The organism is Psychrobacter sp. HII-4 (assembly GCF_904846595.1).
Classification (GTDB): Bacteria; Pseudomonadota; Gammaproteobacteria; order Pseudomonadales; family Moraxellaceae; genus Psychrobacter; species Psychrobacter celer.
On sequence record NZ_CAJHBJ010000020.1, the window covers coordinates 31,665 to 50,822 of the forward strand.

At 47.8% G+C, this 19,158-nt stretch carries 14 protein-coding genes; 12 read left to right on the forward strand and 2 right to left on the reverse strand.

What is annotated here, in order from left to right; all coding sequences use genetic code 11:
* Positions 1-130: 130 nt before the first annotated feature.
* The 7 genes from JMX98_RS09765 (at position 131) to JMX98_RS09795 (ending at position 8,569) form a co-directional block, all read left to right on the forward strand.
* Positions 131-1,963: an extracellular solute-binding protein gene (locus tag JMX98_RS09765; protein ID WP_201586240.1), complete on the forward strand. Its 1,833-nt coding sequence runs from the start codon at positions 131-133 to the stop codon at positions 1,961-1,963.
* A 109-nt stretch (positions 1,964-2,072) separates the two neighbouring features.
* Positions 2,073-2,852 (forward strand): hydroxyacylglutathione hydrolase, encoded by a 780-nt coding sequence (gloB, locus tag JMX98_RS09770; RefSeq protein WP_201586225.1) that lies wholly within the window; start codon positions 2,073-2,075, stop codon positions 2,850-2,852.
* 20 nt (positions 2,853-2,872) lie between these two features.
* Complete coding sequence (gene yejB, locus JMX98_RS09775; RefSeq protein ID WP_105245699.1) at positions 2,873-3,943, forward strand: microcin C ABC transporter permease YejB; 1,071 nt, start codon at positions 2,873-2,875, stop codon at positions 3,941-3,943.
* Positions 3,943-5,016 carry an ABC transporter permease gene (locus JMX98_RS09780; RefSeq protein WP_201586227.1) on the forward strand — a complete coding sequence of 358 codons (1,074 nt, stop codon included), beginning with the start codon at positions 3,943-3,945 and terminating at the stop codon, positions 5,014-5,016. The genes yejB and JMX98_RS09780 overlap by 1 nt, the downstream gene beginning before the upstream one ends.
* A gap of 31 nt (positions 5,017-5,047) precedes the next feature.
* Positions 5,048-6,715: an ABC transporter ATP-binding protein gene (locus tag JMX98_RS09785; RefSeq protein WP_413786548.1), complete on the forward strand. Its 1,668-nt coding sequence runs from the start codon at positions 5,048-5,050 to the stop codon at positions 6,713-6,715.
* 102 nt (positions 6,716-6,817) lie between these two features.
* Positions 6,818-7,045, forward strand: a complete 228-nt coding sequence (locus tag JMX98_RS09790; RefSeq protein ID WP_201586228.1) for a low temperature requirement protein A — start codon at positions 6,818-6,820, stop codon at positions 7,043-7,045.
* Positions 7,046-7,258: 213 nt separating this feature from the next.
* Positions 7,259-8,569 carry an iron-containing alcohol dehydrogenase gene (locus tag JMX98_RS09795; protein WP_201586230.1) on the forward strand — a complete coding sequence of 437 codons (1,311 nt, stop codon included), beginning with the start codon at positions 7,259-7,261 and terminating at the stop codon, positions 8,567-8,569.
* A 170-nt stretch (positions 8,570-8,739) separates the two neighbouring features.
* On the opposite strand, the gene folE is transcribed toward JMX98_RS09795, so the two are convergent.
* Positions 8,740-9,336, reverse strand: a complete 597-nt coding sequence (folE, locus tag JMX98_RS09800; RefSeq protein ID WP_172953095.1) for a GTP cyclohydrolase I FolE — start codon at positions 9,334-9,336, stop codon at positions 8,740-8,742.
* Between the two features lie 339 nt (positions 9,337-9,675).
* Here folE and JMX98_RS09805 point away from each other — a divergent pair, with 339 nt between their 5' ends.
* Both JMX98_RS09805 and JMX98_RS09810 read left to right on the forward strand, forming a co-directional pair.
* Positions 9,676-10,482, forward strand: coding sequence for an enoyl-ACP reductase (locus JMX98_RS09805; RefSeq protein WP_075100887.1), 807 nt, complete (start codon positions 9,676-9,678; stop codon positions 10,480-10,482).
* A 264-nt stretch (positions 10,483-10,746) separates the two neighbouring features.
* On the forward strand, positions 10,747-11,415 hold the full coding sequence (locus tag JMX98_RS09810; RefSeq protein ID WP_075100886.1) for a YoaK family protein: 669 nt from the start codon (positions 10,747-10,749) through the stop codon (positions 11,413-11,415).
* Between the two features lie 179 nt (positions 11,416-11,594).
* Here JMX98_RS09810 and JMX98_RS09815 read toward each other — a convergent pair whose 3' ends face one another.
* A complete protein-coding gene (locus JMX98_RS09815; RefSeq protein ID WP_201586232.1) occupies positions 11,595-11,759 on the reverse strand; it encodes a hypothetical protein in 165 nt (54 codons plus the stop codon).
* Between the two features lie 422 nt (positions 11,760-12,181).
* Between JMX98_RS09815 and JMX98_RS09820 the strand changes: the two genes are divergently transcribed.
* The 3 genes from JMX98_RS09820 to JMX98_RS09830 form a co-directional block, all read left to right on the forward strand.
* Positions 12,182-13,603 (forward strand): SLC13 family permease, encoded by a 1,422-nt coding sequence (locus JMX98_RS09820; protein ID WP_201586234.1) that lies wholly within the window; start codon positions 12,182-12,184, stop codon positions 13,601-13,603.
* 330 nt (positions 13,604-13,933) lie between these two features.
* Positions 13,934-18,067, forward strand: coding sequence for an ATP-dependent RNA helicase HrpA (hrpA, locus tag JMX98_RS09825; RefSeq protein ID WP_201586243.1), 4,134 nt, complete (start codon positions 13,934-13,936; stop codon positions 18,065-18,067).
* Between the two features lie 181 nt (positions 18,068-18,248).
* On the forward strand, positions 18,249-19,158 hold a 910-nt coding region (locus JMX98_RS09830; protein ID WP_201586235.1), incomplete at its 3' end, for an RNA-guided endonuclease InsQ/TnpB family protein.

Genomic DNA, 19,158 nt, shown 5'->3' on the forward strand with positions numbered 1-19,158 from the left:
AACCTAAGTTTGTTATGATAAAATTTTTCGAGGGCAGAGCTTGGCAGTGGTTTTTACGTGTTATGGCTATAGTGCTCACGTTTTTTCGATGATAGGTACGGTAAGTAAAGAGGTCTGTTGATACCCCATGATGCCCAAAAAAGCGCTGCCAAAAACCGTTTTGTTTGCTCTGGTCATCGGCTGGCTGCCGATAGCTATGGCAGCGCCTGTCACCACGACAGCGCTTGGTCATAATAGCACCACTGAATATGCCGACGCCCCATATATGCCCTATGCCAATCCAAATGCGCCCAAAGGCGGCACGCTGTCACTCGATGCGCGCGGCACCTTTAATGCGGCCAATAAATGGATGACCACGGGGGTGGCGATGGTCGGTACCGATTATCTGTACGACACGTTGATGACCGGATCATTAGATGAAGCCTTTACCATGTATCCGCAGCTGGCCAGCAAAGTTACCTACGACCCTGAGGACACCAGCTGGATTATCTATCATATTAACCCTGCGGCGCGTTTTTGGGATGGCACAGAGGTCACTAGCGCCGATGTCAAAGCCACTTATGACGCCATATTAAATAAAGGCCCGATGTATATTCGTAGCTATTTGGGAGACATCAAAGACATCCAAATTGTCGATAAGCGGCGAGTCAAGTTTGTCTTTACTTCCGATGATAATAAAGAGATTCTATTAACAGTCGGACAGTTTCCAGTGTTTGCCAAATCCTCTATCGATACCGACTTTGAAAAAATCAGCCTAACGCCGCTCATGGGCAGTGGGCCTTATAAGCTTGGCCGCGTCGATGCGGGACGCTCGGTGAGCTATGTTCGTGATCCCAATTACTGGGGGCGAGATTTGATGGTCAATCGCGGTCGCTATAACTTTGATAGGATTAAGTTTGTCTATTACCAAAGTGATGAGATTGCCTTTGAAGGGTTTAAGTCTGGACAATATCGCTTTCGCCCAGAAAATAAAGCCTCTAACTGGGCGACCGGTTATCGCTTCCCAGCGGTAAAAGCAGGGCTCATTAAAAAAGAAACTATCAGTAGTCAAAACCCAGTACCTATGCAGGCACTGGTGATGAATTTGCGCCGGCCATTGTTTCAAGACATTCGCGTGCGCCAAGCACTGAGCGCCGCTTATGATTTTGAATGGATGAATAAGACACTGTTTCATGGGCAGTATGAGCGCCTGCAAAGCTTTTTTCATGGCTCGGAGCTTGCCGCTACGGGCATGCCATCGCCTACCGAGATGCGGGTGCTAAAACCACTACTGCCGACACTTGAGCCGATTCAGCGCCGTGCAGTATTGGCGAGATGGCAACTTCCCACCAGCGATGCTAGTGGCTTCAATCGCGAAGGGTTATTACAAGCCAGACAGCTATTGCTCGATGCGGGTTTTTATTATGACGATATGCAGCTATATCAGCCTAATGGCAAGCGTGCTCGGATTGAGATGTTGATGACGGGCGAGACCATGGGGCGTGTATTGCTGCCTTATATTCGTAATCTCAAGCGCCTAGGGTTCGATGCGACCTTGCGGCAAGTCGATGGCCCACAATATTACGAGCGAATGCGCCGTTTTGATTATGATATGGTGGTCGATGTATTTGCCCAAAGCTTATCGCCTGGTGCTGAGCAAGTAGGGTTTTGGGGTAGTAGCGCTGCCGATGAGACGGGCAACCGAAACACGGCAGGTATCAAAAACGCGGCGATAGATGAGGTGATAGAGCAATTAGGCGACGCCGAAAGTCGTGACGAGATTGTCTTATATACGCACGTCCTTGATCGTCTGCTACGCGCAGGTCACTATATGGTCCCGCTATATGGCAAATCTAGTACCAATGTTGCCTACTGGAATCAGTATCGCCATAATGGCACACTGCCGACCAATGCAGTCGGAATCGACTACTGGTGGGTGGATAAAGCAGCCGAAGCGCGCGTTAATAACTACTTGAAAAAATAAACGATGGCTTGGGCACCCAATATCTAATGTATCGTTTATCAAAAATAGCCATTCTCAATACTTGAATAAAAAGATAAGCAACACCTATAACTACTGGTAAGGATTTGATATGAGTATTCGTATTCACCCGATTAAAGCGTTTAATGACAACTATATCTGGGCGCTCATTAATGAAAATAACAAGCAAGCCATCGTCATTGATCCGGGTCAAGCTGAGCCTGTCGTTGCTTATCTAGAAGACAATGAGCTGGAGCTGACGTCTATCTGGACCACCCACCATCATCATGATCATATCGGCGGTGTGGCAGAGCTACAAGAGTCTTATCCGATGACGCATCTGGTGGCCCATGGCGAGCATACGGTCGATGAAGACCAGACCATCAAGGATGGTAGCACGGTCAGTGCCTGGGGCTGCGCGGCGCAAGTATGGGACGTGTCGGGTCATACGGCAAGTCACGTGGCTTATGTCTTAGATATCGATGGTCAAAAGCATTGTTTTTGCGGAGATACCTTGTTTAGTGCTGGCTGCGGCCGCGTGTTTACAGGAACGATAGAGCAGCTGCATGAGAGTTTTAAGCGTTTAAACGGACTGCCTGCCGAGACACTGCTGTATCCAGCGCATGAATATACTGCCAGCAATCTACGCTTTGGTCTCTCTATCGAGCCTGCTAATGAAGCGATGCAGCAAGCATTGGCGCAAGCAGAAGAAAAAACCGCCCAAGGCACCCCAACATTGCCGGTGACCTTAGCGCATGAGCGCACTGTTAATGTGTTTTTGCGCACACAAGAGCCGAGTGTGATCGCAGGTGTCAAGGCCAAGATGGCGATCGATGATGATAAGTCACTGACGGTATTTGCCGCGCTACGTGAGCTGAAAAACAACTTCTAATTATTTTAGGAAGCTGACATATGGGTCGTTATATCTTAAAAAGATTGCTGCTGATATTACCGACGCTATTTTTGATATTGTTGGCGAACTTTGTGATTGTACAAGCGGCGCCAGGCGGTCCTGTAGAGCAGCAGCTGGCATTGATTGAGCAAGGCGCAAAAGACAATGCGCTCGGCGGCAGTATCGGCGCGGGTAGTGCAGGCGGCAATGATAGTACCTACCAAGGCACGCGCGGCCTATCTGAGGAGATGGTGGCCGCAATCAATGCGCAATATGGCTTTGATAAGTCAGCGCCTGAGCGCTTTTGGCTGATGCTAAAGAACTACGCCCAGTTAGATTTTGGTGAGTCGTTTTTTAAGGGCCAGACAGTGACCGATCTGATTATAGAAAAGCTGCCAGTATCTATCTCGCTTGGGCTGTGGAGTACGCTGCTGATATATATGATTGCTATCCCACTTGGCATCTACAAAGCCATGCATCACGGCTCGGGGATTGATAAAGCCACTGCTATGCTACTCGCTATTGGCCATGCGATACCTGTGTTTGTATTTGCCGTCATACTGTTGGTGTTTTTTGCGGGTGGCAGCTACTGGAATATCTTTCCGCTGCAGGGACTGACCTCCGAGAATTTTGATCAGTTAAGTACTTTGGGTAAAGTGAAAGACTACTTTTGGCATTTGGCACTGCCGCTATTAGCAAGTACCGTTGGCGGTTTTGCCGGCTTGACTTATTTGACCAAGTTTAGCTTTTTAGAGGAGCTGGGTAAGCAGTATGTGCTCACCGCACGTGCCAAAGGCTTAGGCGCGCGTCAAGTACTGTACGGTCATGTGTTTCGTAACGCGATGCTGATTATTATCGCTGGTATCCCCGCGGCCATCGTTGGGATTTTCTTTGCCGGTAATTTTCTTATTGAAATCATCTTTAAACTCGATGGTTTAGGACTGCTTGGCTTTGAGGCCATTCAACAGCGTGATTATCCAGTGATATTTGGCACGCTGTTTATCTTTACCTTAGTTGGTCTACTATTACAGCTTATCAGTGATCTGAGCTATCATCTGATAGACCCTCGTATTGATTTTGAGGGTCGCTAATGTCTAATTATTCTACTGCTACGCCGCCACCTGCTTTAACTAAATCAAAAGCCAAACGCCTAAATCCGATTTGGCAGGCGCGGCTCGATCGCTTTCGTAGTAATCGCTTAGGTTTAATCTCTCTTATTATTTTCAGCTTAGTGTTCATCCTCTGTATGGCCGCTAACGTTATTGCCAATGACAAGCCGCTACTGGTGCAGTATCAAGGCGATTACTATTTTCCCGTGCTAAAGGCCTATCCTGAGACGACGTTTGGCGGTGTGTTTGAGACCGAAACCAATTATAAAGACCCTGCGGTGCAAACGCTGATTAATGAGCAAGGCTTTTATGTGATGCCGCCCATTCCCTTTGCTGATCAGACGCCAAATGTTGCGCTGGGTCTGCCTTATCCTGCGCCGCCCAATAGCCAAAACTGGCTGGGTACGGATGATTTGGGTCGTGATGTGCTGGCGCGCATACTTTATGGCATGCGGGTGTCGTTGTTATTTGGTATCGCTTTGACGCTGGCGGGGGCGATGATTGGTATTATTGTAGGGGCGATACAAGGCTATTACGGTGGCTGGGTAGATTTGGCAGGGCAGCGCTTTATGGAAGTGTGGGGCGGGATGCCGCAGCTGTTTATGATTATTATTTTGGTCAGCTTGTTTAGTCCCAGCATCTTTATGCTGTTTGCCATGATGCTGCTATTTGGCTGGATGGGATTGGTTGGTTTGGTACGCGCCGAGTTTTTACGGGCGCGTAACTTTGATTATGTCCGCGCTGCTCGTAACCTTGGGGTGTCGGACAGCCGCATTATGATGAGGCACATCTTGCCCAATGCCTTGGCCTCTAGCTTATCGCAGTTGCCGTTTATCCTAACGGCCAATATCATTGCCTTAACCGCGCTAGATTTTTTAGGGTATGGCTTACCGCCTGGCTCGCCGTCACTTGGCGAGCTGATGGTACAAGGCAAAAACAACCTTGATGCGCCTTGGCTGGCTTTATCAGGATTTTTTAGTCTGACTTTTATCTTATCCTTGCTCATCTTTATTGGCGAAGCGTTGCGTGATGCCTTTGATCCGAGGCGCTCGTGATATGACAACTGATAAGATGATAAACGCCAATATGATAACTACTACTGAGCAAAGCAGCCTTTTAGGTGACAATCATAGCAATACACAAAACAAGCTCATGCTGGTAGTAGATAAACTTAGTATCGTCACTGACGCAGATATCGTTTTGGTCGATAAGCTAACGTACGAGCTGCGACAAGGGGAGACATTGGCTATCGTCGGCGAGTCAGGCTCTGGTAAGTCGATCGCCAGTCTTGCACTGTTGGGCTTGCTGCCAAATAGCTTGAGCGTCACAGGTGAAGTGCAGTTGGCAGACGCGGCAGAAATGACGACATTGCCGATAAGTAATCATAAAACACGTGATGCAGCGCTGCGCGCTATCCGTGGTCAGCGCATCGCCATGGTGTTTCAAGAGCCGATGACAGCGCTAAACCCGCTGCACACCGTTGCTAAGCAAATTGCCGAGTCGTTGCGTCTAAGCGGCGTACCCAAAAAGCACTGGCAAGACAGGAGCATCGCTTTGCTAAGTGATGTCAATATCACTAACCCTGCTGACAAGCTGCATCGCTATCCACATGAGTTGTCAGGTGGCCAACGCCAGCGGGTAATGATCGCCATGGCATTGGCGCAGCAGCCTGATATCTTAATCGCTGATGAGCCGACCACTGCGCTGGATGTCACTCTGCAGCATGAGATTCTTGAGCTGCTAGATAGTCTCAAGCGGCAGCATCAGATGGCGATGATACTCATCAGCCATGATCTTAATTTGGTCAAACGCTATAGCGATAACGTCATCGTCATGCGCCAAGGTCAAACGATTGAGCAGGGGAAGACTGCCGAGGTGTTTAATCAGCCAGCAGCTGACTATACTCGCACCCTTATCGAGCAAGACTTTGGGCAAGCATTAGATCTATCTGAGAATGAAAGTCAGCGGCCAACCGTATTGCAAGTCAGTCATTTACAAGTACAGTTTCCGGTTGAAAAAAGTCTGTTTGGCGGCGTCAAGCGCTGGTTTGATGCAGTAAAAAACGTCGATATGACGCTGCAAAAAGGGCAGGCGCTCGGCATCGTTGGCGAGTCCGGCTCTGGCAAAACCACCATTGCCCTGGCGCTGAGTCAATTACTAAGTCATCAAGCACGCATCAGTGGTCAGATTTTGGTGAACGGCCAAGATATCGCGGTACTGTCTAGGAGTGAGCTGCGAAAATTCCGTTCGCAGATTCAGATGGTATTTCAAGACCCCTTTGCCAGTATCAATCCGCGTATGACGGTGATGCAGATAGTTGAAGAAGGGCTGTTGGTACAAGGCGTGTCTAAGGTCGCCCGTCAGCAGGCGGTGCTGGATAGTCTGGCGACCGTGCACCTGCCTGCTGAGTTTGCCCAACGTTATCCGCATGAGCTATCAGGCGGTCAGCGTCAGCGAGTGGCGCTTGCTCGTGCGCTTGTGATGCAGCCAAGTTTATTGATACTTGATGAGCCAACGTCTGCACTTGATAGCACCACGCAGGTTACGGTGGTCAATTTGCTACGGGAAATTCAAGAAAAATTGCACATCAGTTACGTGTTTATCAGTCATGATCTAAAGGTTGTGCGCGCTTTATGCCAGCATATTATGGTACTAAAAGAAGGCACGTGCATCGAGTCTGGAGCGACCGAAGCTAGTTTTGATAATCCAAAGCATCCGTATGCCAAGCAATTATTGCAGGCGAGTATGCTTTAGTCTAAGCAGTCAGAATAAAATAACTATACGAATTTATAAAACCTGGAACACCATAGATGATAAGTAGGCTCAAAATAAAACCCATTCGAGCGCGTGATACCAATGAATGAGCCAAACAGGCCTTCGACCACGCTTGAGCTATTGTTTGACTTGGTCTATGTCATTGCCGTAGCGGCGGCGGCTCATGGTTTTTATAGCCGTTTAAGTGAACATGACTTATCGGGGTTTTTGACCTTTTATGGTATTTGGCTAATTATTTTGGCACCTATAGTGATGATTTGGTTTTTTGGACGAGACAACGAGCACTGGCTGGCTAAGGATAGCGGCTAAGCGCGTTTGCGACAGGTTTGGCCGTGATGGTGTGACAATATGACAACGTAAAAAGCAGAATAACGTGAAAAATAGAACAAGGCAGTTCACAGTAAATGCGACATCACAAAAACGGCAGTGGTACAATAAATTTAAACAGTCGTTTGCTTGATACAGCAGTGATAGGGTATCTGGCATGGTTTAAAGACATCATAAAAAAGGATTTTTGTACCCATGAAACACCCAAGTCGTCTCTCTCAATTGATCAATACCAATGGTTTACAGCATGCAGGCTATCTGGCGGTCGCCAAGACTCGTGCCAAAGTGCTAAAAGCATTTTCTTATGTTGTGCCGATTAGAAGACCGATGTTGTTTATCGGTGAGACCTCATGTGAGGAGCTGTGCGATATGCTGATAAATGAAGGCAACGCTCATGTCTTTATCGTCACAGATGCTGTGCTTAATAAGCTGGGCATCCCTGCCAAAGTCACCGACTATCTGGATGAGAAAAATATCCGCTACCATATCTATGATGGTATCACGCCAGACCCAACGTTTGCTGTGGTTAAAGAAGGATTGCGCCAATCTGTCGCCGCCAAGTGCGATTCGATCATTGCTATCGGCGGCGGTTCGGTCATCGATGCGGCCAAAATGATCGCCATGGCCCAAGGTAATAAATGCCAGCCTGAGCAATTAATCGGCCTTTTAAAAGCTAAAAAGCCCTCTGTACCGCTTTATTGTATTCCTACCACTGCTGGTACTGGTTCAGAGGCGACCCTAGGTGCGGTGGTGTCTGATGACAACACTCACCAAAAAGCGCTGTCGATTGACCCCAGAATGGTACCCCTAGCAGCCGCTATCGATCCTGTGATTATGAAAGGGATGCCTAAGCATATCACTGCGGATACTGGTATTGACGTTTTGACGCATGCCTTAGAGGCGTGGATGAGCGCTAATGCTAGCGTTGAGACCGACTATTATGCCGCTTCTGCCACCAAAGCGGTGATGCAGTATCTGCCAATCGCCTATGAAAATGGGGAAGACCTGCAGGCTCGCGAAGAGATGGGGATAGCTGCACATTATGGCGGTATCGCCTTTAACAAAGCGGGTCTTGGCTATGTCCATGCCATCGCGCACCAGCTAGGGGCGTATTATGGTATTCCTCATGGTCGTGCCAATGCCATCGTCTTGCCTTATGTGCTAGACGTCAATCGTCAAGCAAGCAAAAAAAGACTGGCCAAGCTGGCCAAGCAGACAGGAATGATCAGGCAAGGCAACGCTGGTAATAGTGATGCTGAGATCGCCGATCATCTAATCGCGCAAGTGCGCGACTTGATTGCTAGCTTACACATCGACCCAGCGGTAAGAGGCATGCAAAGCAGTGATTTTGATGACATCGCAAAAGCGGCGGCAAAAGAAGTCAGTGATACTTATGCGGTGCCGACCTATCTGTCACCTGCCGAAATCAAAGACATCTTAACAAGGATCAAACACGCCAGTGAACAGCATAGTGCTGCTGCCAAGACGGCGAATGCGGTCGCTTAGGGCGCTCTTGTTTAAAGCACAGGCTTGCACGGCGACTGGATCGCTCAGATGCAGCCGAGCGTCTAAGGCTGACGAAAAGTGACAAAAAAGGATACTGAACGCAGTATCCTTTTTGGGTTTTGTTTGGGCGTTTATCTGGGTTTAGATGTTAGGCTTGATTGCTTGCGATATTAAAACGCCGGCCGACGCTTGGGCACCGCGTCCAAAAATTCATTACGTGCTTGATTGTCGTGAAGATACTCACCCAGCATGGCGGTACTACGGGTGGTTGACTGCTGTTTGTTGACGCCGCGCATCATCATACACATATGTGAGGCATCCATTACCACAGCTACCCCGCGACACCCTGTCACATCCATGATGGTTTGGGCGACTTGCTCGCTTAGGTTTTCTTGGATTTGCAAGCGGCGAGCAAACATATCGACGATGCGCGCAAACTTTGACAGACCCAGCACATGACCATTTGGTAAATAACCGATATGCGCCACGCCATGAAACGGTAGCATATGATGCTCACACAGCGAGTAAAACTCGATGTTTTGCACCAATACAAGCTCGCGATTGGTCGATGGGAATACCGCGTCATTGACGACTTCTTCTAAGCTTTGATGATAGCCTTGCGTCAAATAAGAAAACGCCTTTGCTGCTCGCGCAGGCGTGTCTAGTAAGCCTGGGCGATTTAAGTCTTCGCCAGTTGAGTCAATCAATTGACGATAAGAGTCGATATTTTCTTTATAATCTGGAGTGATGATGGGGGTATTACTCATAAGTTTGGCAGCCATCCAAAATGTGGGTGTAGCTTAACGCTAAATCCTCAGTTACAAGCACTCGATTACGAGCAAGGGTTGTAAGGGATTTTTATAAAAATTGTGCAAGCTGGGAAGGGCTGTGATTATACTTGAAAAAGGCTTAACTTCATACTACTGTGGCCAGAGTTGCGCGTTTTATCGACATCAGGCATCACCATAACATAGAGGATACCAGCATCTGTATCAGTAATTACAGTTTACGACTGTTTACTTAAATCAATTCGTGTATAATGAGTCATCTTTTTATCATACTTATAATGAGCATTTATACTCTCGAACGATTCAAAAGGAAATATTATGCTACTGCAAGGACAACGATTTGTCGTAACTGGCATCGCAAGTAAACTCTCTATCGCATGGGCGATCGCAGAAGCGTTGCACCGTGAAGGCGCTTCATTGATTTTGACTTATCCAAATGAGAAAATCAAAAAACGGGTAGATATGGCAGCCGAAGCATTTGAGGCAGACTTGGTGTTAGAGTGTGATGTCGCCTCAGATGACTCTATCGCCGCTTGCTTTGAGCAAATCACCGCACATTGGGGCGATGGTATCGATGGCGTCGTACATGCTATTGGCTTTGCGCCAATGGATCAGCTCGATGGCGATTTTGTTAGCGCCACCACTCGTGAGGGCAGTCAAATCGCGCACGATATCTCAAGCTACAGTTTTGTAGCATTGGCCAAAGAGGCGCGGTCGCTACTGGCCATGCGTCATGGCTCGATGCTGACACTGACTTATGAAGGTAGTATCTCAGTATTGCCAAACTATAATGTCATGGGAATGGCCAAGGCAAGCTTGGAGGCCAGTGTGCGTTATCTAGCGACATCGATGGGCGGTGAAGGCATCCGTGTCAACGCTATATCAGCAGGGCCTATCCGTACGCTGGCCGCCAGCGGTATCAAATCTTTTAGAAAAATGCTCGATATCAGCGAAAAGATAGCGCCGCTACAACGCAATATCACCCAAACAGAGGTCGGTAACGCAGCGTTGTTCTTGCTATCACCATGGGCTTCAGGTATCACCGGTGAAATTATGTTTGTGGATGCTGGGTTTAATACCGTGGCCATCAGCGAGCAGCTAATGATGGCTGATGAGTCAAAGTAGCCGCTCAAGATAAGTGCGTGATCTGACATATAGTCGATACACTCTAAAAATGTCATAGCGCTACTGGGATGAATTTTGCGCAGCCTCTGGGAACGCAGCACGCAAGTAAAAATTTATACCAGTAGCGCGTTTAAATCCATAACAGTTTTACATTCAGCTAACTATATTCAGTGATATTATTTAGCAAAGACAGAAGGCAGCCTATGGGCTGTCTTTTTTGGTTATAATAAAGGCTTTTTGGCCCTAAGCCATAAAACGACAAATATGATCACCAAACTACCAAAGTGGATATTATGGGGCGGCGCGATTTTAGCGTTTAGTGCCGGCTGCGTCAATACAGCGGCGCTGATGGGCTTTGCTCGTCTTTCTGTCTCGCACGTCACGGGTAATGTGAGTCTGTTTGCCGCTGCGATCGCTTACATGGATGCTCGTAGTATCTTGTATATCGGGGCGCTGCTACTGTCGTTTTTGGCAGGTGCAATATTAAGCGGTTATGTGATCGGGCAGACGTCCCTAAAGCTTGGGCGACGTTATGGCCGCGCGTTATATATCGAGGCGGCACTACTGCTGCTCAGTTATTGGCTATATCAGCAGCATGACTACTTAGGGCAACTGGCGGCAGCGATGGCCTGCGGTTTACAAAATGCCATGGTAGCGACTTATAGTGGGGCAGTCATTCGCACGACTCATTTGACAGGTCTTACCTCAGATATGGGTGCGGCCATCGGAAACTGGCTGGCAGGTCGTGCCATCAGCAAGCCTACCTTAGGGTTTCAAGCGATTATCTGGTACTGCTTTTGTGGTGGTAGTGCGCTTGGGGCGTTTTTATTTGCAAAGGTCGGTTATGATGCACTGTTTGTACCCATTAGCATCGTACTTAGCGCGGCGTTTATTTATAACTATGTCTCAGACCGCTTGCCGGAGAAAAGATAATTAAAATAAAGATAAACTAAAAAAAGAGCGTATCTTAAGAAAAAGTCTAGGACACGTGCTCATAAAAGAAAGCGCTCATCATTCCAATGAGCGCTTATAGCAAACAATACATAAATAGCGCATTGTCAACGGCAATGCGCTTATATTGAAACTAGAAACATATTTGAAAAACCAGCGAATTACTTATCGCTTTCTTCGTTATGATCTTCGTGCTCATGCATGCCTTGCATCATGTCTAGAGCAGAGTCGTCGGTACGCTGCTGGTCTTTTTCGTCAAGGCCATCTTGATTGATATCTTTACGAGCCATTTTTGTGGTCGAGTTTGTTTTATTGTCATCTGTCATGAAATGCTCCTAATAGTTATTGTCAATTTGATTGAAGACATGGCCTAGTATGAAAGAGCATGGTGGTGTTGTACATATAGTGTGTACGTGTGTTTAGTGACGATGTGTAACTGGTGGTTTGTAACTAAAGACTCATAACTAAAGCGCATGATCCTTGCTACTTGGCAAAACGGTATTTGCTAGCAGCGACATCGATGACGAAAAATGTTGCTTAGATAAGTAATTGAGTTTAAAGCATTCTTATAAACGAGTATTGATACAGGTCAATCAAGTGCTTTGTCAGGCGCGTTTTTTACGATATATCTGCTATGATGACAGCCTGTTTTTTGCTGATAACCCGCCAGTTATCACAATTTATACTCTCTCTTTGGTTTATCTTTAGGGTTTTTTTTACACTGTCTTTGGATCAATAAGGACATTTTATGTCAAAGCAAAAACTAGACAGCCATCTTCCTGATGATGGCAACGAGTATTTATTTACCGACACCTTTCCGAAGGGGACGGGTAAAGGGCTGATAGTGGTCGCCATCGCCGCCATTATCGCTATGATTATCTATAACGTTTTACCCTTTGAAGTCAATGCCAATAAAGGCCTTGCGGTGCTGTTTTTTATCGGTGTGCTGTGGTTGACAGAGGCAGTACACGTGACTATCACCGCCTTGCTGGTCGTCGTGGTCGGGGCGCTGGTTGGCATACCTGAGTTTGATGCCAAGATTGGCTTACAAAGCTTTGCCAGCCCGACTATTTATTTGTTTTTTGGTGGTTTTGCACTGGCGGCCGCCTTACATGTACAACAGCTAGACAAAAAAATCGCCCTAAAGATCTTGTCGATGTCAGGTGGTAAGCTGAGTACGGCGGTGTTTTTGATATTTGCCGTGACCGCGTTTTTGTCGATGTGGATATCTAATACTGCTACAGCGGCGATGATGCTGCCACTGGCGCTGGGTATTCTCACGCAAGTGGATCGCGAAAAAGACCGCGGCACTTTTGTTTTTGTGCTGCTGGGTATCGCATACTCAGCCAGCCTTGGGGGCTTGGGTACTATCGTGGGCTCGCCGCCTAATGCTATTGCGGCAAAAGCGCTCAACATCGCCTTTGTAGATTGGATGAAGTTTGGTGTACCCATGATGGTAATGTTATTGCCGCTGCTCTTGGGGGCGATGTATGTGTTTTTAAAACCCAACCTCAACCGCACAATCACTGTACTCGATGAAGCGCCAATCGCGTGGAACAAGCCGCGAGTTGTGACGATTATCGTCTTTATTATCACTGCCTTTAGCTGGATATTTTCTAAAAAAATTGGTGCAGCGCTCGATATCACTGATACCGATGCTATCATTGCTTTGTCAGCCGCCGCCGCGGTGGTCAGTCTGGGTCTGGTATCATGGAAGCAAGTCTCGGACAATACCGATTGGGGTGTGCTCATGCTGTTTGGTGGCGGTATTGCGCTATCGACGATCTTAAAAGTATCGGGCGCATCATTGGTGCTGGGTGAGACGGTGGCAAGTGCGCTGTCTTCTGCGCCGCTGATCTTGGTGATGATTGCGGTGTCAGCCTTTATTATCTTTTTGACTGAGTTTGCCTCAAACACCGCGTCAGCTGCGCTGCTGGTGCCAGTATTTGCAGCAATTGCTGAGCAAATGGGTCTGCCGCATGAGGTGCTGGTGCTGGTCATCGGTATTGGCGCATCTTGTGCCTTTATGCTACCTGTTGCGACACCGCCAAACGCCATTGTTTTTGGTACTGGGTTGATCAAACAATCTGAGATGGTCCGCACAGGGGTAATACTCAACATCATTGCCACCGTCGTTGTTGGATTGTGGGCGTATTTTTTCTTAATATAGCCTCAAATATGTCCGACTAAGACATACCAGTACAGACAAAACCCGATGTTTCCATGACTATTGGACATCGGGTTTTTGTTTTTCACCTCAACATAGTATCAATAATCGGCAAGCGGCAAATTGAGTAAGTTATTCTGAAGGCTAGGCAAGTACGACAAGCCGCTTGAATCGTACCTGCATAACCCTCATAATCTAAGCACTTTTAAATAATAAATAGCCTAAGCAAATATGCCGAATCAAACTGAAAAGTCGCAACACATTAAACCGCAAACAAACACCCCCTCTCAATTAGATGTCAAAAGTACAGCAGCGCAGGCCGCTACCGGTACGATGAGTCAAGTCGATACTTCTGATCTACCCGTCCTTGCCAAAGACAGCTACTACCTTGGGCGTTTGGAGCGCGAGCTGGCACGAGCCGCTGTGACCAAAAACAAAGCAGCCAATAGCAACGCTAACAAAAATGACTCGCCTAAAGCGGCAGACATCCTGAGCAAAAAGCGGGCGCAATACGAAAAAATAAAAACCCGCTCACAGCAAGCGGTGCAAGCGCGTATCGATAGTATCCCAGACAATTTGCCAGCCACCTTAAACCTAGATTTGCCTGTCAGTCAGCGCGCTGATGACATCGTGCAAGCCATCATTGACAACCAAGTCATCATCGTCGCAGGTGAGACAGGGTCTGGTAAAACCACGCAATTGCCGAAGCTTGCGATGCTGGCAGGTCGCGGCATCACAGGGCAAATAGGGCATACCCAACCGCGTAGGCTCGCAGCACGTAGTGTGGCCAACCGTATCGCCGAGGAGCTTGGCGAGCAGCTTGGTCATACAGTTAGCTTTAAGATTCGCTTTAATGAGCAAGGATCAGCGCAATCGGTCGTGAAGCTGATGACCGATGGTATCTTATTGGCCGAACTCGGTCATGATCGATTTTTGAGTAAATACGATACTATCATCATCGATGAGGCGCATGAGCGTAGTCTAAACATTGATTTTATTATGGGTTATCTAAAAAAACTGCTACCCAAACGCCCTGATCTCAAAGTCATTATTACCTCAGCGACACTCGACACCCAGCGTTTTAGCGAGTACTTTAGTCATTATGATAACAAGCTCAAACGAAAAGTCCCTGCGCCGATTTTTAACGTTGAGGGTCGCAGCTTCCCCGTTGAAGTGCGTTATCGTCCGCTCACTGATGAGCCAGTAACTAGCTCAGATGACGACAGCTATGACGACTTCGAAGAGAATCTACCGCGAGCAGTCGTTGCCGCAGTGGATGAGTGCTTCACCGACGCACAAAGCAAAGGCCATGCCGATCAAGCAGATATATTAATCTTTGCCGCAACCGAAGCTGAGATTCGAGAACTGCAAGATGTACTGGTTCGTCATGGACCTAAGCATACCGAAGTGCTACCGCTGTTTGCACGTCAAACTTATGAAGAGCAGCAGCGCATCTTTCAGCCCTCTGGTCGCGGACGCCGTATCGTCATCGCCACTAACGTTGCCGAGACCGCTCTAACGGTACCCGGTATTCGCTACGTGATTGACTTGGGCTTTGCGCGCATATCACGCTACTCTTATCGCTCGCGCGTACAGCGTTTGCCGATTGAAGCGATCTCACAAGCGGCTGCCAATCAGCGTAAAGGTCGCTGTGGTCGTGTTGCACCGGGCGTTTGTATTCGTCTGTATTCTGAGGAGGACTTTAGCGGTCGCCCTGAGTTTACCGAGCCTGAGATACTGCGAACCAATCTTGCATCCGTTATATTGCAGATGGCAAACCTGCGTTTAGGTAGCGTCCAGAGTTTTGAATTTATCGAGCCGCCCGATAGCCGTTTGGTGACTGATGGTCATAAATTGCTTGACGAGCTTGGCGCAATTACCGCCAAAAATGACAAAGCTAACCTACCCAAACGCAAACAAACTTTGGATCATCTGCGTCTGACTCGTATCGGGCAAAAGATGGCGCGTATGCCTATCGATCCAAGGCTGGCACGTATGCTGGTGGCAGGTAGCGACTTTGATTGTATCCGTGAGATGCTCATTGTTGTCGCCGCTCTTGCCGTACAAGATCCGCGCGAGCGCCCCGCCAATAAACGCCAGCAAGCGGATCAAAAGCATGCTGAGTTTCGTCAAGATGATTCTGACTTTTTGTTTTATTTAAGTCTATGGAAAGCGCTGTTTGAAAAAGGCGAAGACGGCAATAAATTATCTGGTAATCAGCGCAAACAGTTTGCCAAAAAACATTATCTGAGCTTCCCGCGCGTGCGTGAATGGAGTCAGACTCATCGGCAGTTGCTGCAGATGGTCACGGATCTTAATCTTGCAGATGATAAAGGCGGTAAAAAAGGGGCGGGTAGTAGTGACCCTACCAGTGTGGAAGATGAGGAGGTCAAAGCGGTCAAATATGCCAATCTGCATCGTGCACTATTGACGGGGCTGCTCTCGACCATCGCGCATAAGACAGAAAATCGCGGTGAGTACTTAGCAGCACGCCAGCAAAAAGCCAAAATATTCCCAGCCAGTACTGTGTTTAAACAAGTACCGCCTTGGGTCATGGCCTTTGAGATGGTTGAGACCTCGCAAGTGTTTATGCGTACTGTTGCCAAGATTGAACCTGAGTGGATCATCTCCGCGGCGGGCAACTTACTGAAGTACCATTATTTTGAGCCGCATTGGTCCAAAAAGACAGGCCGCGTTAAAGCTTACGCGCAGATTAGTTTGTTTGGGCTGATTATTGTTAGTAAGCAGCTGACTAACTATGAGCAGGTCAATTTGGCAGAGTCGCGGGAGATATTTATCCGTGACGGTTTAGTAACGGGTAATTTGGGTCGGCAAGCGCCGTTTTTGCAGCACAATATGGACAAAATCGCCCATGTTGAGCGTATCGAAGACAAATTGCGTCGCCGCGATTTACTCGTCGACGAAGAGGCGCTGTATCAGTTTTATGACAAAAAAATCCCTGAGCATGTCGCTAGTCGCAAAGCCTTTGAGGACTGGCGCGCTGAGGTAGAAAAAAATGATAGTAAATATCTGTTTTTTACCGATGATGACGTGCTCAACAGTCAAGCGCCGACCACAGGCGACTTCCCAGAAGTGTGGAAGCTGGGTGATTTAAAGCTGCCGCTACGTTATGTCTTTGATCCATCAAGCGATGACGATGGCGTGACCATTCGCGTGCCGCTTGTCGCATTGCCGCAGCTTGATGCCATTGAGCTGCTGTGGGGCGTGCCCGGTTGGCGCTATGAGCTGGTGTTACAACTACTAAAATCATTACCAAAAGACATCCGCCGGCAGATCGTACCGATTCCTGACACGGCAGACAGTCTCTTTGATGAGCTACAGCCCGAAGGCGGACAGGGGCTGCTCAAGCAGCTGTGTCAAGCGCTACACCGCCGCGGCATTATGTCGGTGAGCGAAGCGAGCTTTAATCCGGCCAGCATTGATCGTTATTTGCAGCCACAAATCTGTGTGGTCGATGACAAAAATCGCATCATCGAAAAAGGACGCGACCTACAAACGCTACAGATTCGTCATGCTCAAGAGACCCGTCAAGCGGTCAATGAGCAGCAAGGCGCACACACGGACTTCCCTGAGCACTTTGCCTTTAGTAAAAACCATCATAGCGCAGGCGTAGTGATGAAGCAATTTGCTGCCTTGGTCGCAGATGAGGCGGGTGAGGCGGTATCGATTCATCAATACACTGATGTCAATGCCGCACTGCAGGCGCATCGTATCGGGGTTTTGACTTTGATCAAAGGCAAGCTGGGTGCCAAAAGAAAGCAGCTGACCAGTCAAATCGATAAGATATTTAAATTGGCCTTTGCCCCGCTGGGTGATATGGAAGCCCTAAAGACCATTGTGATTGATGCGACACTTGATGCCACGCTTGAGGAGCATTATGTCTTATTTGATCATAGTGAGGATTTGCCTGAGAGCGCCGATGATGTGGCAGTTGAACTGAGCGAAGAGCTACCCTTTACCACAGAGGAGTATGCAAAGACGCTCGAGGCTGTGGTTAGCAATTTTTTATTGACGGGTCAGAGTGTCATCAAAACCCTCAAAAACGTCTATACGCGCTGGCAACGTATTCGTCAGAGCTTACTCATGCTGGATCGGGAGATATTTGGCGAGTCTATCGATGATATCGAAGACCAGCTTGAGGACTTGCATTTGTCTGATTTTGTTTATCGGATGGATTACAGTCAGTGGCAGCAGTATCCGCGCTATCTTGAGGCGCTAGAGATTCGTATCGAACGTCTGGAGCACAACCTCGAGGCTGATCTCGACGGTGTTTATGCGCTCGATGTGCACATGGAGCGACTGGCAAACCGTGCCAGCGATGCGGCCATCAGTGAATATCGCTGGATGGTCGAGGAGTATCGCATTCAACTGTTTGCCCAACCGATGAAAACTCGTATGGCGGTGTCACCTAAGCGTTTGAGTAAAATGTGGGATAAGGTGGGTTAATAAACTGATAAATAAAGGATAGTGAGTAGGGTGCGTGAGGGGCACCCTATGCGAGCGGCTACTTTATCATCCAGCGCCGTAAAACCACGTCCTTCTAGGGCGTGGATATCAGGCGTCAGCTATTGTCGTACAATATTGCGAATGCCTTGATACCCAGCTGCATTAATATCATAATTAATCCATGAAAACGCTCAAACTACGCATCAAAGACAAACACGCCACTCAGCTCAATATCTTGGCTGGTGCAGTTAATTTTGTCTGGAATTACGTCAATGAGCTAAGTTTTAAACATCTTAAGCGTACAGGTCAATTCTTTTCAGCTTATGACTTGGCTACTTATACCAAAGGCAGTGGCGAGTATTTAAACTTGCACAGTCAAACCCTGCAAGCGATTAGTGAGGTTCACGCCAAAAGCCGAAAACAGTTTAACAAAGCCAAACTCAACTGGCGCACCAACAACCCAAAAGCCAAGAGAAGAAGCTTGGGCTGGATTCCCTTTAAAAAGACCGCGATTAAGCACTTAGCAACCCGTCAGTCAGGCAAGAAAAGCCTTAAATCTACTATTCAGCTAAGCCTTGCTAAGGGTGAAAAGCTAATCATTGATCTGTGGGATAGCTATAACCTAGCCCTCTACAACATCAACACTTGTGAGTTGGTGCAAGACGCACGGGGTCACTGGTACGCCTGTGTCACCGTCAAAGAGTTTCCAAAGACTAAGTGCGGTACTGGCCAAGTCGGTATTGATTTAGGCTGCAAGGATTCAGCAGTCAGTAGTAATGGCGATCAGCTACAAATCAAAGTCACCCATCAATACGCCGAAAAACTGGCCATTGCCCAAAGAGCTAAAAACAAAAAGCGAGTCCGTGCGATACACGCCAAGATCAAAAATACCCGTCAAGATTTGATCCATAAATTCACCAATAAATTAGTCAAAGCCAACAGCTTAATCGTTGTTGGTAAAATCAAATCAACATCATTCACTTCATCCAAACTGGCCAAATCCGTCTATGATGCTGGTTGGTTTGAGATTAAGCGGCAACTGGATTATAAATGCGCGAACGCAGGTTGCCACTATATCGAAGTCAATGAAG